We start from the raw sequence: 17075 nt of genomic DNA, 5'->3' as shown, positions 1-17075 counted from the left end.
CGCCGGCGCTAGAGATAAGACAGGGTGAATTTGGCCAGAGAGCTGAAGCCGCCCGCCCGCGCCTTGTCGGGATGCAGGCGCAACTGCGCGCCGAAGCGCAGCGTGTTGTCGCCGGCGACAATCTGGTAATCCGCCGTCGTGCTGCCGAGCGGGATCGGGGTGCCGGCATCGGTCAACAGCTCGATAGCCACCCCCTTCGCCTCGCCGTAAACGCCCAGCAGAGAAGGATCCCGGCTGTCGGCGGTGCCGTCGAACGTGACGTTGGCCGCGCGATAGATGAAGTCAGGCTTCACCTGGCTGGCCAGCTCGCAGTTCACCAGTTTGATCGTGAAATGGCGGCGGCTGCCGATCAGCACCGACTGCCCGTCCTGCGAGGCGTCGCTCATGGAGATCAGCCCGAAATCGACGGTTTGATCCAGGCTGTCGCTGGCGATGCCGCACGGCGTTTCGACGATGGTGCCGCCCAGGCTGACTTTGCCGTGGCCCTGATTTTTCGCTGCCGCCGCCGCGTTGCCAGCGCTGAGCGCGATGAGCAACAGGCCGCAAAGGCGGATAGTCATACTGGCGTCTCCCTGTCTTTCCCTGTTCCCTTGCCGGTATCCTCGGCATGCAATAAAGCGGGGGATGCCCTGAGACATCCCCTGTGGGGTATTACAGGTAAGCCAGGGTGAAGTTCGCCACGCTGGTGAAGTCGCCCGGTACCACGGTGCTTGAGGCGCTGCTGCCCTGCAGGTAAGCGGCGAATTTCAGCGAGTTGTCGCCGTCGTTCAGGCCCTGGCCGTCGGTCGCGGTGCCCAGTTCCACTTCTTTGGAGTGCAGGTTGTCGTAGATCACGATGCCGGCGCCGGTTGCGGTGCCGCTCAGAGCCAGCAATTTGCTGTTGATCGGATCAGGCGTGCCGGTAAAGGTCACTTTGACGTTTTTCATGGTGGAGATGGAGCAATCTTTCAGTTCGATGTTGAAAGGCTGCATGCTGGATTTACCCTGGTTGGCCAGGATGCGGCTGCTGATCTGGCCCATTGGCACGGTCTGATCAACGGATTCCGGCGCGACGCTGCATGGCGCATCGATAATTTCGCCGGTAAAGGTGACTTTACCGCTGCCCTGATTAGATGCGGCATGAGCAACAGATGCGGAAGCGAAAGCAATCACGGTTGCCAGCATTAATTTATTCAGTTTCATTTCTCAGGTTCCTGTAGAGAGTTTTTAAATAAAAAGAACAGCACATCTAAATCCCCCGCAGCGGCGGCAACGCCATGTCGCCGGCCGTGCGGTTGGAGCCAGATCCTTTTGCTCTGGGCAATACGCCAACATCCGTTATTTATGAGAAATAACGAGATTTGGAAAATCGACAATGGATTTTCTGGTAAATAAAATACGAGTTTTATGTGTGGCGTGTTGCTGGGAATATTCTTGCAAATAATAGTATTGCTTGGAAATAGATTTTATTAAATTAAGTCAAATTCAGAATATAAAACCAAAAGGAAAAAGAAATATATTTGCTTTAAAATCAATAGATCGTATACAAATATTATCCAGTATAAATCACTATATAAATAACGATATGCGAGATATTAGATCGGGGGAAATAGGGGTGCACCTACAATTCACAATATTGTTTTGCTAATATCGCCCTTAGGCAGCAGATGATGCATTTCCCTTTAGAAACAAAATATAAAACATAATTCATTGTTTTTATTGTTGTTTCGTGGTTTTCTGTTCGCGAGTGATTGGGTTTCTTATTCGCGTTTAACCTGCGTTTAGATCTGATTAATTAACAATTGAATAACAATTACACCGGTAGTGAATTATTCTATCGCATTGCGGAATAGGGATTTTTCGCTGTCTAACCCCTTTTGATTAATCAAATTAAGGCATGTGCCGCTGCCGTTCGCCACATAATGATGACCTAAGTGACAATTAAAGGATTATAAACGGAATGATAACGATGATTAATGCTTGCGGCGGACGCCGCAAGGTGGGATTGGCTATATTTTTGCTGTCTTTTATGGTGCTATCTGGCTGTGCGGACGGTAGCAAGACAAAACTGAATTCTGTGAAAAAACTTTCACAGAACAATCCTAATGATAAATCCGATGAACAACGCATCGCGCTTTGCCAACAACGGGTTAATTCGTTAAAGAATATTAATCCGCAAAGTTACCAAAAGCGCATTGCCTATTTTAACGGCCTGCTTTCCAACGCCTCGGGATATGCCGGGGTGCGCGGCAACGTGGATGAGAGTACCCGTAAAGCGATTGATGCTCTTTATCAATATAAAACCGAGAAATTCTGCGCCGACGTCGAGCATGAGCTGATGTCCGATCTGTCCAGCCGGGTTGAGAATCTGTAGCCATGAAGCGATGCGCGCAAGGATGGGCGATGGGCTTTTTGCTGTTGGCGGCGAACGGGGCCGCTTGCGCCGCCGACGACGGCATTCCCGCCCTGTTGAAGTTCGCTGAACAACGGCAGGCGCCGCCGGCCGCGCTCGGGGAAGACGCCGCGCGTAAACCGGCACCCGCACCGGCCGCCAAATCGGCTGCCATCGCCGGGGCAGACGGCGTTCGTTTAACTTCACTGAAGCAGTCTTTGCAACAGCAGGCGGAGAAAATTCGTCAGTTGGAGCGGCAGTTAGCGGCGGCTCAGGCCGCGGCGGCGCCGAAACGGGAGCGGGCCGTCGTCGACATTCGGCCGCTGGCCGATGCCCTGAAGGGATTGCGGCAAGCCGTTGCGCCGGTGCCTGAGGTGGGCGCACTGGCCGCTTCGCTCACGCAGGCCGAACAGCGCAGCGCAAGGTTGGCGGCGCAGTTGGCGCAGCAGCAGCAGCGGATCGACACCTTGCTGGCCGAGCGGCAGCAGGCCACCGAACCGCCCTTGCTGGCCAGCGAGGCGGACCAACAGGCGTATGCCGCCGGCGTGTCTCTGGGGCGCGACATTGTGCATTTGCAGCAGGAGAACCGGCGCGCGGGGCTGGAGGCGGACAGCCGGCTGCTGCTGGCCGGCATCGCCGATACTCTGGCCGGGCGGTTGCGGCTGGATGAGGCCGCCATCGACAGCGCGTTGCGCACGGCGCAGCAGCGGTTGCAGCAGACGCAGGCGCCACCGCGGGACGACAAAGCCTATCTGGCCGATTTCGCCCGTCAGGAGGGCGTCAAGCAGGATGCGCTCGGTTTCTACTACCGGGTGGACTATGCCGGCAATGGGGCGATTGGTGCCGACGATCGGGTGGATATCGTGGTGCGCGAAAGCCTGGTCGACGGCCGGGTGGTCAAAGATATGGAGTTGGCAGGGACGGTGATCTCTCAGCCGTTGACGCGCTATCCGCCGCTGTTTCGCGCCGCTATCGAGAAGCTGCAGCGCCACGGCTCGATCACGCTGGTGGTGCCGCCGGCGCTGGCGTACGGCAAGCAGGGCAGCCCGCCGGCAATCCCCCCGGATGCCACCATGATTTATACCCTGCGCATCGCTGACGTGCAGCCGTGAGCGGGGGAGCTCAGCAGTAACCACTCAGGAGGAATGCTATGGCCAAGGCGCCGAAAACGTTTGAAAGCAGAAAATCGCTGATGCTGAATGTGTTGCAAGGATTGTGCAGAGAGCGTGTCGAAGGGTCAGGGGGCCATCATCCCCCGCCGGAGCAGTGGCCGAAGACGCGCGAGCTGGCGGATAAATGCGGCGAAAACATTTATACCACCCGAACCCTGCTGCTGGCGCTGGAAAAGGAGGGCAAGGTCCACTGCACCCACCGCAGCATCAACAATTCTCTACGCTGGTACAGCGGCGACGAACAGGCAGCGCTAAAAAAAGAGTGATTCGACCCTGGCGGTCGCTTTTGACTATCTCTACAGCTAATCATTAATTAATCTTATCATTTGGCGGGGCGTTTTGCTCCGCCAATCCTCCTTTCCGCTCTCTGCCATCCGCGCAGGCATTGCTAAGATGTTTTTTGCGGCCATATACTTATCGCTCAGACGGGAACAGGTGTAGGGAGCCGGCATCGTAATGAAGGAAAAGAAAGACATACTGAGATTGGATGATATTCATTATCAAATAGACAACCAGGTGATCCTGGACTCTGTCTCTTTCACGCTGGGTGAGGGCGAGTTCAAACTGATCACCGGCCCTTCCGGCTGCGGGAAAAGCACGCTGCTGAAAATCATCTCTTCCTTAATGGATCCGACCCGCGGGAGCCTCTATTTCGACGGCCAGGCGATCGCCGAGATGTCGCCGGAGGCGTATCGCAAGCAGGTTTCTTACTGCTTCCAGACGCCGGCGCTGTTCGGCAATACGGTTTATGACAATCTGGCGCTGCCCTACCAGATCCGTCAGCAGTCGCCGGATGAACGAAAAATGAAGGCCGACCTGACGCGTTTCGGGCTGCCGGAGGCGATGCTGACCAAAAGCATCAATGAGCTGTCCGGCGGAGAGAAGCAGCGCGTGTCCCTGATCCGCAACCTGCAGTTTATGCCCCGGGTGCTGCTGCTCGATGAGATCACCAGCGCGCTGGACGAGGAAAACAAACGCAACGTCAATGAGATAGTGCATCAGCTGGTGGCGGAGCACCGGCTGGCGGTGCTGTGGGTGACGCACGATACCGAAGAGATAGCGCATGCGGATGAGGTGATCACCCTGCGCGCGCACGGCGCCGAGCAACAGGAGCAACAGCATGAATCAGCATAACATCACCAACGAATCCTTAGGCTTGTCGATGATCCTGGTGGTGGTCGCCATCCTGATCAGCCACCGGGAAAAGCTGGCGCTGGAAAAGGACATTATCTGGAGCATCTGCCGCGCGGTGGTGCAGCTGATCATCGTCGGCTATGTGCTGAAGTATATTTTCGACCTGGATAACGCGGTGCTTACCGTGTTGATGGTGCTGTTCATCTGCTTTAACGCGGCCTACAACGCCAAGAAACGCAGCAAGTACGTCGAACACGCGTTCGTGACGTCGTTTATCGCCATCACCACCGGCGCGGTGCTGACGCTGGCGGTGCTGGTCTTGACCGGCTCCATCGAATTTACGCCGATGCAGGTGATCCCCATCTCCGGGATGATCGCCGGTAACGCCATGGTGGCGGTGGGGCTGTGCTACACCAACCTCGGCCAGCGTTTCAAAAGCGAACAGCAGAAGATTCAGGAGATGCTCAGCCTGGGGGCGACGCCCAAGTTCGCTTCGGCGGCGCTGATCCGCGACAGCATCCGCGCTTCGCTGATCCCGACCGTGGACTCGGCGAAAACCGTTGGGCTGGTTAGCCTGCCGGGCATGATGTCCGGGCTGATCTTCGCCGGCATCGACCCGGTGAAAGCGATCAAATACCAGATTATGGTGACCTTCATGCTGCTTTCTACCGCCAGCCTGTCGACCATCATCGCCTGCTATCTGGCCTACCGTAAGTTTTACAACGAGCGCCACCAGCTGGTGGTCGGCAACCTGAAGTAACGCCATGAAAAACGGCCTCCGCGGAGGCCGTTTTTTTTACCCTTGCAGCAGGGCAATGCTGTGGCGGATTTCCCGTTCGATATCCGCCTCGCTCCAGCTGTCCAGCTGCGAAGAGAAGGGCTCGAAGGCATAGACGCCGGTGTAGCCCAGGCGTTCCAGGTTCTGCACCTGGCGGCGGCTCTCCAGCCGATCGCCCTCGCTCAGCATGATGCGCTCTTCGTCGCTCAGCGCGCCTTTATCCCGCCCGTCTTCCACGCCGGACAGATGCACCAGGCCGATCTGCGCCACCTGGATTTGCGCATCGAAGTCGGCCTGCGTCACATCGCTCAGGTAGTGGTGGAAAGTATCGAGCACGATGCGGTACGGCGCGCCCGAATCGCGGATGAGCGCCTGAGTCAGCAGCGACGATCGCAGCGAACTGATGCCGAAGCCCAGCGGCTCGACGTACCCCTGCACGCCATAGCGGGCAAACAGCGGCGCCAGCAACCGCAACGCCGCGAGGGTATCATCGCGTTTTTGCTGCTCGCTGCGCTTGTCATCAGCGCTGCAGTGCGGGCACAGCACCAGCGCCCGGCTGTGGATGGCCTGCGCCTGCGCTAGCAACGCTTCGGCGCGCTGCAGCAGCGCCGCCGGGTCGTCTACCCGATTGAACATGCCAAGGGCGTTGATCGTGACGATCTCGATGCCGTATTGCGCGGCGAGCGCGTTGAGCTGCGCGTCGCTCAGATCGTCAGTTACCTTGCCGCTGGGCATGTCGTTGCGTAGCTCAACCTTGCTGAGCCCGCAGCGTTTCACCAGGCGGAAAAAACTGTCCAGATCGAGATTCGGCGCGATCTTGCGGTTAATGCAGAAGCGGTCCAGCGCAAGTGTCATGAGGCATTACTCCAGCGGTCAGGGTTGAGAGATCAGGATTTGCCGTTTTCCAGCGGCAGCGGCTTGCCGTCGGGCAGGGGGTGACGGTGGCGTTTGGCCAGCACCACCTGCTCCATTTTTTCCAGCGAGACGCCTTTGGTTTCCGGAATGTAGCGGCCGATGAACCAGTAGCTGAACAGGCAGCAGGCGGCGAAGATCCACATCGGGAAGGCGCCGTGGAAATGCGAGAACAGATACGGGTGGTCGTTGATCATCGGGAACGACTGCGACACCGCGAAGTTGGCGACCCACATGCAGCCGACGGCGATGCTCATCCCCTGCGCGCGCATGCGGTTCGGGAAGATTTCCGACACCAGCACCCAGGCGCCGACGCCCCAGGACAGCGCATAAAACACCATGAAGAACAGCATGCCGAACAGCGCGAAATAGCCGGTGGCCTGGGTGTAGAGCGCGTACGAGGTGAGCAGCAGGCCGGCGATGGCGCCCAGCGTGCCATAACGCATCAAGGGAATGCGGCCCATGCGATCCATCAGCATGGCGCCGATGACCGAACCGACCAGCTGCAGCACGCCGATCCAGATGGTCTGAAACAGCGCTTCCTGCGCGTTTTCGGTCACGGTTTTCAGCACCACCGGCGCGTAATACATCATTACGTTGACGCCAGTCACCTGCTGCAACATGGCGATCATGCAGCCGACGAACAGGATGAAACGTACCCGCACATCGCCGTAGTTCAGCTTCCGGTGCTGCTGCTGTTGATCCTGCTGCAGCGAGTCTTTGATTTCTTTCAGCAGATTCTGCGCGTGGGCGGCGTTGGAGACCTTGGTCAACATCGCCAGCGCCTGATCGTCGCGCCCCATCATTACGTTCCAGCGCGGCGATTCAGGAATGACGAACACCAGGATGCAGAACAGAATGCAGGGGATTACGCCCGAGGCGAACATCCAGCGCCAGCCCATTTCCACCAGCCAGGCTTCGCTGGCGAGGCTGGCGATTTTGAAGTTGACGTAGAAAATCACGATCTGACCGAAGACGATGGCGAACTGCTGCATGCTGAGCGCGCGCCCGCGCATGTCCTTTGGCGACACTTCCGACATGTACATCGGCGACACGGTGGCGGCAATGCCGACCGCCAGCCCGCCGATGATGCGGTAGATGACGAACCAGGTGAAGGTCGGGGCCAAGGCCGCGCCCACGGCGGACACGGTGAACAGCAGCGCCGCCAGCATCAGCGCCTTTTTACGGCCCCAGCGCGCCGCCAGCGGCCCGGCGGCGAAGGCGCCGACCACGCAGCCGATCACCACGTTGGAGACCGCCCAACCGGTTTCGGCCGGGCTGAGACTGAAATAGGTTTTCAACGCTTCGATCGCGCCGGAGATCACGGCGGTATCGTAGCCGAACAGAATGCCGCCCAGGGCGGCGATGCCGCAAATTCGCAATATGTAGCCGGTATTGTGCTTACGCTGATATGACATGTGTTGCTCCGATTTTTATCCTGGCTTCCGTCCGCACGGTTGGGGTGTCGGGAAGAGGGCGAGCGGAAGGGTGTGAACCGTGCCTGTCATCAAGGCGATGTCGTCGATAAATGCTGGAACAAACAAGAACATTTATTTCATAATTAGTGAATAATGGAATATTGATTTTTAGATCCAGTTCAAAAAAAACCGTCGCGAGCGATTCGGGCATCTTGGGCGAACGGGGGCTGGCGGTAACGACGACAGGGCAGGCATAGCGCGGGTTTTCTGTAGCAAAGTCAGTGTGCATTACCCCGGATTTCTTCTCCGCCGTTGCGCTTTCCCTGGCACGCCAATGAAAGCGCCAACCGGATCGACACCGCAAAATTGCGACCTCACGCACTAAAAATAAATTTTCCAAAACAATTTATTTGAAACTTTTTTTTCAATGAAATAGAGTTTGCTACATCCGGTCAGGATTTAGCCGGCTTGCCGACGGGGTTTGGCGAGCGGGACGATTAACGCCGTGCCGCCGGCGAATGGCCAGGCGACAGCGGACTTGAAAAGAGGGCGTGACATGAAAACCGTGGGTAACTTTATTGGCGGGCAGGTGTGCCTGAGCAGCAGTAATCAAGCCGTTGACGTGCACAACCCGGCCAGCGGGCAGGTTGAGCGGCGCGTCACGCAGAGCACCGCCGCCGAAGTCAAACAGGCCATCGACGTGGCCCATCGGGCGTTTGCCGACTGGTCGCGCACCACGCCGCTGCGCCGCGCGCGCATCATGTTCAATTTCAAGGCGCTGCTGGAACAGCACCGCGACGAGCTGGCCGAGCTTATCGTCAGCGAGCACGGCAAAGTGTACTCGGATGCGCTGGGCGAACTGACGCGCGGCATGGAAGTGGTCGAATTCGCCTGCGGCATCCCGCATCTGATCAAGGGCGAGTATTCGCCGGACGTCGGCAGCGGCGTCGACAGCTTCTCGCTGATGCAGCCGCTGGGCGTGGTGGCGGGCATTACCCCGTTCAACTTCCCGGCGATGGTGCCGATGTGGATGTTCCCTATCGCGCTGGCCTGCGGCAACACCTTCATCCTCAAGCCGCCGGCGCTGGTGCCTTCCGCCTCGGTGCGCCTGGCGGAGCTGCTGAAAGAAGCCGGCCTGCCGGACGGCGTGTTCAACGTGGTGCACTGCGCCAATGAAGACGCGGCGCAGCTGTGCACCGATCCGCGCATTCAGGCGGTGAGCTTCGTCGGCTCCTCCACCGTGGCGGAACATATCTACACCACCGCCAGTGCGCACGGCAAGCGGGTGCAGGCCTTCGGCGCGGCGAAGAACCAGGCGATCGTCATGCCGGACGCCGATCTGGACGCCACGGTTAACGCGCTGATGGGCGGCGCGTTCGGCTCCGCCGGCGAGCGCTGCATGGCGTTGCCGATCGCCGTGGTGGTCGGTGACGATACCGCCGACAAACTGATCGCCAAATTGAAGCCGCTGATCGCGCAGCTGCGCGTCGGGCCGGGCTTGCAGCAGGGCGGCGAAGAGAATGAAATGGGGCCGCTGGTGTCGTCCGCCCACCAGAAGAAGGTGCTGGGCTACATCGATCTGGGCGTGGAAGAAGGCGCGACCCTGGTGGCCGACGGCCGCAATTATCAGGTGCCGGGCTATCCTGAAGGCTACTACGTCGGCGGCACGCTGTTCGACCATGTGAAACCGAACATGCGCATCTACCGTGAAGAGATCTTCGGGCCGGTGCTGGGCATCGTGCGGGTGCCGGACTACCGTACCGCCATCGACACGGTGAACGGCCACGAGTTCGGCAACGGCAGCGCCATCTTTACCGGCAGCGGCCACTACGCGCGCCAGTTCGTGCAAGAAGTGCAGGCCGGGATGGTCGGCGTCAACGTGCCGGTGCCGGTGCCGATGGCGTTCCACAGCTTCGGCGGCTGGAAGCGCTCGGTGTTCGGCGCGCTGAACGTGCACGGCACCGACGGCGTGCGCTTCTACACGCGCATGAAGACCGCCACCGCGCGCTGGCCGGCCGGGCAGCAGACGGTGTCCGAATTCAGCATGCCGACGCTGGGTTAAGCGCTGTCATATTCAGGCCAGGCCGTTGCTCCTTCGGGGCAGCGGCCTTTGCACGAATCATTAACAGGAGAATCGAGATGTCTTCACTGCTTGCCAAATGTCAGACGCCGAACGCCGAAGGGCGCATCCAGCACGTGACGCCGGAAAATGCCGGTTGGCGCTATGTCGGCTTTGACGTTTATCGCCTGGCCGCCGGGCAGTCGCTGCAGCTTGAGTGCGGCGATAAGGAGCTGTGCCTGGTGCTGGTGGCCGGTATCGCCTCCGTCGCCACGCTGCGCGCCGAGTACCCGTATATCGGCAAACGCATGAGCCCGTTCGAGCGCACGCCGCCTTACGCGGTGTATGTGCCGCATCACGATCGCATCGACGTGCGGGCAGAAACCGATCTGGAGCTGGCGGTGTGCAGCACGCCCGGCAGCGGCCACCTGCCCTCACGGCTGATCACGCCGGCGGATATCGGCGTGGAGCGGCGCGGCAAGGGGCGTAACCAGCGGTTGGTGCACAACATTCTGCCGGACAGCGAGCCGGCCGACAGCCTGCTGGTGGTGGAGGTTTACACCGACGAGGGCAACACCAGTTCCTACCCGAGCCACAAGCACGATCGGGAAGACTCGCCGGACGAAACCTATCTCGAAGAGACGTATTATCACCGCATTCAGCCGGAGCAGGGGTTCTGCATGCAGCGTGTCTATACCGACGATCGCACGCTCGACGAGTGCATGCCGGTCTACAATCGCGACGTGGTGAAAGTGCCGCGCGGTTATCACCCGGTGGCGACCCTGGCAGGCTACGACAACTATTATCTCAACGTGATGGCCGGGCCGGTGCGGCAGTGGAAATTCACCTGGGAAAAAGACCACGCCTGGATTAACGGCGACGCCTATCCCGCCGCGCAATAAGCGCTTGAGGCCCGGCTTGCCGGGCTTTCTTTTTATCAGGGTATAAATTTGACCTAAATTTGCCCTCCATCTTGTTCAAATGATAACCTGTCCGCACGCGATCGCTCCCCGGCTGAGTGAATCCAAAGAACCGCTGTGATACAGCGTGATTGCCTATGCGCAGGAGGAAAAACCATGACGACTACCATGTCCCAAAAAGCGGCGCGAGAAGGATTAGGTTCGCCCGATCTGTTTGAAGGCGGGGTTTACGTCACAAAAAATGGTGTTGCTGAGCTGTTTGTGCAAACGGCGGCTGAGAGAGAGGCCGAAATTCGGGAACGCAATCTGGAGCGCCAGTCCAACGCGTTGCTGAAACTGACTATGATGGCGAAGCAAGAGATTAAAAATCAGCGCGGTCTGTCGCCCGAAGAAACGTTGCAGCGGCTGCGCGACGCGCGGAAATAGGCCCGAGGTGCAGGATGCCCAAGGAAATACGTTTTACCGTCGCGCCGGCGGCGGAATGGAGCCTGAAAGACATCGAGTCTTACAAGAGCGGAACGATAGGGGCCGCCGCAGCCGGGGTGTTCGTGGACAATCTGTTGTTATCGTCCCTTGCGGCAATTGCCGACGATCCTGCCCGCTACCGCTTCAACGCCGTGCTGGCGGGCATGGGGGTACGGTTGCACGAGCGATTGGATCCCGATAGCGAATACCGCGTCATCTATGACTACGACGGCCAGACGGTGGAGATTCTGCTTTTCATCAGCATGAAGCAGGATCTGGAAAGCGCGCTCTACCGCTATTTGTTGCTGCAATAATCCCGCCGCGCCCGAGCCTGTCGGGCGCGTTCACCCCAGCCTTACTCGTCCCGGGCGTTATTCAGCGCCAGCGAGACCGCCAGCGTCTGCGCCAGGCACATCGAAGCCACCTGCGAGCGGAACCCATCCACCTGCGCTTCGCGCACCACGAAACAGACGTCGCTGAAGGCGGCCAGCGGGCTGACCTGGCTGTCGGTGATGGCGATCTGCTGCGCACCGCGCTTGGCGCCCAGTTCCACCAGTTCCACCGCTTCGCGGGCGTACGGCGAATAGCTGATGGCGATCACCACGTCCTTCGGTTTCACCATGCTCAGCTGTTCGGTGAACATGCCGCCCAGGCCGTCGATCAGAAACGCGCGGCGCTCCAGATGGCGCAGCGCATAGGTGAGGTAGGAGGCGACGCTGAACGAACGGCGCAGGCCGATCACGTAGATATTTTCGGCGTTGTTGAGCAACTCGACGGCGCGATCCAGCTGCTCGGGGGCGATCTGCATCGCCAGCTGCTGCAGCGCCTGCGCGTTGACCATGGTGAATACGTTGAGAATTTCCGCCGGTTTCTCCGGCGCGACGTTGTCGTCGGTGGAGGTTTGGCGGAACAGGCGCGCGCGTTCGGTATAGTTCACCGTTTCTTCCATTAGATGCTGACGGAACACCTGCTTCATTTCGTTGAAGCCGCTGAAGCCGAAGGCGTTGGCGAAACGGATCAGGGTGGAAGGCGGTACGCTGGCCTGTGCGGCGATGGAGGCAACGGTATCGAAAGCGATGCTGTTACTGTTATCCAAAATATAGCGCGCCACCTGCTTCAAACGCTTGCTCAGCGTTTCATAACGGTGGCGAATCTCGTCCTGTAACAGCGAAAGTTGAGTTGGGTTGTTCATCCATTCGGCTCGCAGTGGGGTGAAGGCGCATTGGCCTGACGCCTGAAATATTGACAGGGTATTTTAACAGACGGAGCGGAAATTTCATTTCCTCAAAAAGCGATTTATTCGATCGCACATTGCGCGACTTCACAGAAAAGGGGCAAAAAAATCCCCTTAAAGCGGCGAAATGGCCTTAAGGGGACGTGAACTCGCGCTCGCTGTCAGTGCGCACCGCTCGCCTGCGGACGGTACTGGCGCCAGAAACCGATCAGCGTCAGGTATTTTTGTTTCACCTGCTCGATCAGGGCCGCGTCGTCGATTTCATCCTGCAGCCAGCGGCGCGAAGGCTGGCCGAAGATGGTGCGGCCGACGGCGAAACCCTTCACCCAGCGCGCATCCGCGGCGGCGGCAAAGCCCGCCTTCAGCACCGCTTCCGGGGAGTCGAGCCCCAGGATCAGCACGCCGCGGCAGAAGGGATCGTAGGTGTCGATCAGCGCACCGACCCGCCGCCAGTTTTCCGCGCTCAGCGGCGGCAGTTTCCACCAGTCTGGCTGAATGCCCAACCGGTAGAAGTGTTCAATCATCTCCAGGTAATGGCGTTCGTCCTTGTCGGGGTTGTTGTCCGGCAGGATCACCTCCAGCAGCAGCTCGTGGCCGGATTTGCAGCAGCCGCGGTAGACGTCGGCGATCAGCGCATCCTGCTCGCGGCGCAGTTCCGCCGCGTCGTGCGGGTGATAAAACACCAGGCACTTCACCACGTGCTCCTGCGGCCAGTCGATCAATTGCGAGCCGATATTGCCGTGCTCCAGGCGCAGCGGGCGCGAGCTGGGCAGCTCCACCGGCCGGCCGATCCACCATCCCTGGCCGGTGATCTCGTTCAACGCCGCCTGCCCGTAGGTGGTGTCGGCCAGAATGCCGCTGTTGCCGTTGAGCCCGGCCTGCGCGGCAGCCTGTTGCGCCGCGGTGAGCAGCAGGGTTTTCAGGCGCGGAATGCGTTCCTCGCCGACGCCGGCTTCGCGCGCCATGTCCGCCAGCTGCTTGCGGTGATCGAAGGCGAACACGCACAACTCTGGCCATTGCTGCTTGCGGGTGGTCACCCGGTGCAGGTGGTTCAGGCGTGCGTCGCGGTCCGGGCGCGTGACCTGCCGTTCGCGCAGCAGATAGTCGTCCAGCTCCCGTTTGGTCGGCATGGCCGGCGCGCAACCGTGGCGCGACACCACCAATGCGCCGCAGGCGTTGGCGTAGCGGCAGGCCTGATCCCAGCCCTCATCGTTCAGGTAGCCGCGCAGCAGGCCGGACATAAAGGCGTCGCCGGCCCCCAGCACGTTCAGCACCTCAACCCGAACGCCGGCGTGCAGCTTCACCTGCGCCCAGTCGTCGGCGATTTCGCCTTCGAACACCGAGCAACCCTGCGCGCCGCGCTTGCACACCAGCGTGGCCGCCGTGGCCCGCCGCATGTTTTTTAGCGCCGTCAGCGTGTCGGTGCTGCCGCCGGCGATGTGAAACTCCTCTTCGGTGCCGACGATCAGATCGAAATGGTGCAGCACCTCCTGCAGCTCGCGCGTGACCTGGTCCGATTCCACAAAGCGGGTTTCGCCGTCGCCCAGCGACGTCAGCCCCCACAGCACCGGGCGGTAATCGATGTCCAGGGCGGTGCGCAGACCGTGGCGGCGCGCGTATTCCAGCGCCTTCAGCACCGCGGCGCGGGTGTTCGGGTGCGACAGGTGCGTGCCGGTGATGGCCAGCGCGCGCGAGGAAGCGATGTAGGCCTCGTCGATGTCGTCCGGCGTCAGCGCCATGTCCGCGCAGTTTTCGCGGTAGAAGATCAGCGGGAAAGTTTCCTGATCCTTGATGCCGAGGATCACCAGGCCGGTTAATCGTTGCTTGTCGGTGATGAGGCAGCGGGTATCGGCCCCGACGCGCTGCAGCTCTTCACGCAGAAAGCGGCCCATGTGCTCGTCGCCGACGCGCGCCAGCATGCCGGATTTTAACCCCTGAATGGCGGTGCCGTAGGCCACGTTGCCGGAGGAGCCGCCGAGGTACTTGGCGAATGTGCCGGCGTCTTCCAGCCGCGCGCCGATCTGCTGAGCATAGAAATCGACGGCGATGCGCCCGAGACAAATGACATCAAGCTGTTTTTCTTGTGTAGCCATACCCGTTTCCTTCTGTTTAAGCAAAACTCCGGCGGCGACCCGAGCGTGGCGCCCTGCAGGAAGCATGTGGACAGTATGGGGAATGAAAATTTCAATTTCAATATAGAATGAAATTTACACCCCAAAAATGTGATGCATTTAAAACATCGGCAAGCGGGTGGAAAAGGCGGTGAAACGGCCACGGAAGGGCGGCCAGGCGCGCGCTGAAAAGGAGTGCGAGGACAGGATAAAAGGCTGTCATCCTGAGTGCTGACGGTGGTCACCCGCCACTGCGCGGTGCGAAGTCAGCGAAGGCTGAAGCACGAGATGAAACGGGCTTTTCATGCAATATGCGATCTTTATCGCAAAATGAAATGTTTCTTCTGTAATGTGATTTTATGAAAAATATATTTGTTTATAATCGCTTCACGTTTCAGGTTGTCGACTTCGTGAGCAGCGGGCATCGCCTGCTCAAGATAATAGCTGCCGCCGCGTAACACAAACACGGGATTGTCGGCTCGGCGCGAGCCCTTTCCGGGGCGGCCCTCAATCTAAAGGGTGAGTAAATGGGCAAGATCAGGCTAACCATGGCGCAGGCGCTCGTCAGATTTCTCGATAACCAGTATCTGCTGGCCGACGGCGTGGAAACCAAATTCGTCGCGGGCATTTTCGCGATTTTCGGCCACGGCAACGTGCTGGGGCTGGGGCAAGCGCTGGAACAGGATAGCGGCGAGCTGCGGGTACATCAGGGCCGCAACGAGCAGGGCATGGCCCACGCGGCGATCGGCTTCGCCAAACAGAAGCTGCGCCGGCAGATCTACGCCTGCACCTCATCGGTCGGCCCCGGCGCCGCCAACATGATCACCGCCGCGGCCACCGCCACCGCCAACCGCATTCCTTTATTGCTGCTGCCGGGCGACGTTTACGCTTCCCGCCAGCCGGATCCGGTGCTGCAGCAAATCGAGCAGCCTTACGATCTCAGCATCAGCACCAACGACGCGTTCCGCGCGGTGAGCAAATACTGGGATCGCATCGTGCGGCCGGAGCAGCTGATGAGCGCCTGCATCAACGCGATGCGCGTGCTGACCGATCCGGCGGATACCGGCGCGGTGACGCTGTGCCTGCCGCAGGACGTGCAGGGTGAAGCCTACGACTATCCCGACTATTTCTTCCAGAAACGCGTGCATCGGCTCGATCGTCGCCCGGCGACCGACGGCATGTTGGCGGACGCGCTGGCGCTGCTGACCGCCAAGCGCAAACCGCTGCTGGTGTGCGGCGGCGGCGTGAAATACTCGCAGGCCGGGCGGGCGCTGCGCGAATTTGCCGAGCGCTTCGGCATTCCGTTTGCCGAAACCCAGGCCGGCAAAGGCACGGTACCGAGCGACCATGAATTCAACCTCGGTGGCATCGGGGAAACCGGCTGCCTGGCGGCCAACACGTTGGCCCGGCAGGCCGATCTGGTGATCGGCGTCGGCACCCGTTACACCGATTTCACCACCTCGTCCAAATGGCTGTTCCAACACCCGGACGTTAACTTCCTCAATATCAACGTCAGCGCCTTTGACGCCGGCAAGCTCGACGGCGTGCAGGTGCTGGCGGACGCCCGCGAGGCCCTGAACGCATTGGGCGCGCTGCTGGCGCAGGCTGACTACCGCGCCGGCTGGGGCGACGCCATCGCCGCGGCGCGCGCTGCCCAGCGTGAAGAGACCGAGCGGGTTTACGCGGTGGAATACGGCGGCGCGGGTTTTGTACCGGAGATCGACGATCACCTCGATCGCGAGCGGGTGTTCGCCGAATTTATCGCCCAGACCGATTCCGCGCTGACCCAGAGCCGCGTGCTGGGGGTGTTGAACCGCGAGCTGCCGGCGGACAGCGTGATCGTCGCCGCCGCCGGCAGCCTGCCGGGCGATCTGCAGCGGGTGTGGCACAACCGCAGCGAGCACGGCTACCACGTGGAATACGGCTACTCCTGCATGGGGTACGAGGTGAACGCCGCGCTGGGGGTCAAGCTGGCCGAGCCGCAGCGCGAGGTGTACGCAATGGTGGGCGACGGCGCATTCATGATGCTGCATTCCGAACTGGTCACCTCGATTCAGGAAGGCTGCAAGATCAACGTGGTGCTGTTCGACAACATGACCAACGGCTGCATCAACAACCTGCAGATGGAACACGGCATGGACAGCTACACCACCGAATTCCGCTTCCGCAATCCAGAGGGCGGCAAGCTCGACGGCAAGCTGGTGCCGGTCGATTTCGCCATGCTGGCGGCGGCTTACGGCTGTAAAACCTATCGGGTCACCACCGAGCAGCAGCTGCTCGACGCGCTGGCCGACGCCCGCAGGCAAGCCGTGTCCACGCTGCTGGACATCAAGGTGTTGCCGAAGACCATGGTGCACAAGTATCTCAGCTGGTGGCGCGTGGGCGGCGCTCAGGTGGCCGACAGCGAGAAAATCGTCGAAGTGGCGCGCAAGCTGCAGGAAAACATCGATAAGGCGCGCGATTACTGATTCGTTTTCATACATAAATCTCGAGGGTAGCGA

16 protein-coding genes are annotated in these 17075 nt (G+C 59.9%); 10 read left to right on the top strand and 6 right to left on the bottom strand.

The genetic code is table 11. The annotated features are described in order from the left end of the window. Positions 1-8: 8 nt before the first annotated feature. Both WCL58_RS18620 and WCL58_RS18615 read right to left on the bottom strand, forming a co-directional pair. Complete coding sequence (locus WCL58_RS18620; protein ID WP_060441410.1) at positions 9-560, bottom strand: fimbrial protein; 552 nt, start codon at positions 558-560, stop codon at positions 9-11. Positions 561-651: 91 nt separating this feature from the next. Beyond that, positions 652-1182 carry a fimbrial protein gene (locus WCL58_RS18615; protein ID WP_038871472.1) on the bottom strand — a complete coding sequence of 177 codons (531 nt, stop codon included), beginning with the start codon at positions 1180-1182 and terminating at the stop codon, positions 652-654. Positions 1183-1939: 757 nt separating this feature from the next. On the opposite strand from WCL58_RS18615, the gene WCL58_RS18610 reads away from it, so the two are divergent. The 5 genes from WCL58_RS18610 (at position 1940) to fetB (ending at position 5437) form a co-directional block, all read left to right on the top strand. Beyond that, a complete protein-coding gene (locus WCL58_RS18610; RefSeq protein ID WP_038871468.1) occupies positions 1940-2353 on the top strand; it encodes a hypothetical protein in 414 nt (137 codons plus the stop codon). 29 nt (positions 2354-2382) lie between these two features. Then, the gene (locus WCL58_RS18605) at positions 2383-3483 is read left to right on the top strand and encodes an FKBP-type peptidyl-prolyl cis-trans isomerase N-terminal domain-containing protein (protein ID WP_244951341.1); all 1101 of its coding nucleotides are present in this window, start codon (positions 2383-2385) and stop codon (positions 3481-3483) included. Between the two features lie 38 nt (positions 3484-3521). Continuing rightward, complete coding sequence (locus WCL58_RS18600) at positions 3522-3809, top strand: FaeA/PapI family transcriptional regulator (RefSeq protein ID WP_100396774.1); 288 nt, start codon at positions 3522-3524, stop codon at positions 3807-3809. A gap of 190 nt (positions 3810-3999) precedes the next feature. Then, complete coding sequence (fetA, locus tag WCL58_RS18595; protein WP_047729658.1) at positions 4000-4677, top strand: iron efflux ABC transporter ATP-binding subunit FetA; 678 nt, start codon at positions 4000-4002, stop codon at positions 4675-4677. Further along, positions 4664-5437, top strand: coding sequence for an iron efflux ABC transporter permease subunit FetB (gene fetB, locus WCL58_RS18590; protein ID WP_049202855.1), 774 nt, complete (start codon positions 4664-4666; stop codon positions 5435-5437). The genes fetA and fetB overlap by 14 nt, the downstream gene beginning before the upstream one ends. Before the next feature lie 36 nt (positions 5438-5473). Here the strand turns inward: fetB and WCL58_RS18585 are convergent, their stop codons facing one another. Together WCL58_RS18585 and WCL58_RS18580 are read right to left on the bottom strand one after the other, a co-directional pair. Continuing rightward, positions 5474-6310 carry a TIM barrel protein gene (locus WCL58_RS18585; protein WP_060424467.1) on the bottom strand — a complete coding sequence of 279 codons (837 nt, stop codon included), beginning with the start codon at positions 6308-6310 and terminating at the stop codon, positions 5474-5476. Positions 6311-6342: 32 nt separating this feature from the next. After that, a complete protein-coding gene (locus WCL58_RS18580) occupies positions 6343-7785 on the bottom strand; it encodes a sugar porter family MFS transporter (RefSeq protein WP_049202853.1) in 1443 nt (480 codons plus the stop codon). A gap of 556 nt (positions 7786-8341) precedes the next feature. On the opposite strand from WCL58_RS18580, the gene WCL58_RS18575 reads away from it, so the two are divergent. The 4 genes from WCL58_RS18575 (at position 8342) to WCL58_RS18560 (ending at position 11543) form a co-directional block, all read left to right on the top strand. Further along, positions 8342-9847: a CoA-acylating methylmalonate-semialdehyde dehydrogenase gene (locus WCL58_RS18575; protein ID WP_336851470.1), complete on the top strand. Its 1506-nt coding sequence runs from the start codon at positions 8342-8344 to the stop codon at positions 9845-9847. 77 nt (positions 9848-9924) lie between these two features. Continuing rightward, positions 9925-10746: a 5-deoxy-glucuronate isomerase gene (gene iolB, locus WCL58_RS18570; protein WP_336851469.1), complete on the top strand. Its 822-nt coding sequence runs from the start codon at positions 9925-9927 to the stop codon at positions 10744-10746. 174 nt (positions 10747-10920) lie between these two features. Next, the gene (locus WCL58_RS18565; RefSeq protein ID WP_004930864.1) at positions 10921-11190 is read left to right on the top strand and encodes a hypothetical protein; all 270 of its coding nucleotides are present in this window, start codon (positions 10921-10923) and stop codon (positions 11188-11190) included. A 14-nt stretch (positions 11191-11204) separates the two neighbouring features. Next, positions 11205-11543: a type II toxin-antitoxin system RelE/ParE family toxin gene (locus WCL58_RS18560; protein WP_049202849.1), complete on the top strand. Its 339-nt coding sequence runs from the start codon at positions 11205-11207 to the stop codon at positions 11541-11543. A gap of 41 nt (positions 11544-11584) precedes the next feature. Here WCL58_RS18560 and WCL58_RS18555 read toward each other — a convergent pair whose 3' ends face one another. Both WCL58_RS18555 and WCL58_RS18550 read right to left on the bottom strand, forming a co-directional pair. Next, positions 11585-12421: a MurR/RpiR family transcriptional regulator gene (locus WCL58_RS18555; protein ID WP_004930856.1), complete on the bottom strand. Its 837-nt coding sequence runs from the start codon at positions 12419-12421 to the stop codon at positions 11585-11587. 203 nt (positions 12422-12624) lie between these two features. Further along, entirely contained in the window at positions 12625-14556 is a 1932-nt protein-coding gene (locus WCL58_RS18550) for a bifunctional 5-dehydro-2-deoxygluconokinase/5-dehydro-2-deoxyphosphogluconate aldolase (protein ID WP_336851468.1), read from the bottom strand. Between the two features lie 545 nt (positions 14557-15101). Between WCL58_RS18550 and iolD the strand changes: the two genes are divergently transcribed. Then, positions 15102-17042 (top strand): 3D-(3,5/4)-trihydroxycyclohexane-1,2-dione acylhydrolase (decyclizing), encoded by a 1941-nt coding sequence (gene iolD, locus WCL58_RS18545; protein ID WP_336851467.1) that lies wholly within the window; start codon positions 15102-15104, stop codon positions 17040-17042. Positions 17043-17075: the final 33 nt, after the last annotated feature.

Origin of the sequence: Serratia sp. TMDUHS_CL, assembly GCF_037137105.1 — a bacterium.
Lineage (GTDB): Bacteria > Pseudomonadota > Gammaproteobacteria > Enterobacterales > Enterobacteriaceae > Serratia > Serratia nevei.
The sequence above is the reverse complement of the archived record's forward strand: the minus strand, read 5'-3'. Positions and strand labels throughout refer to the sequence as shown.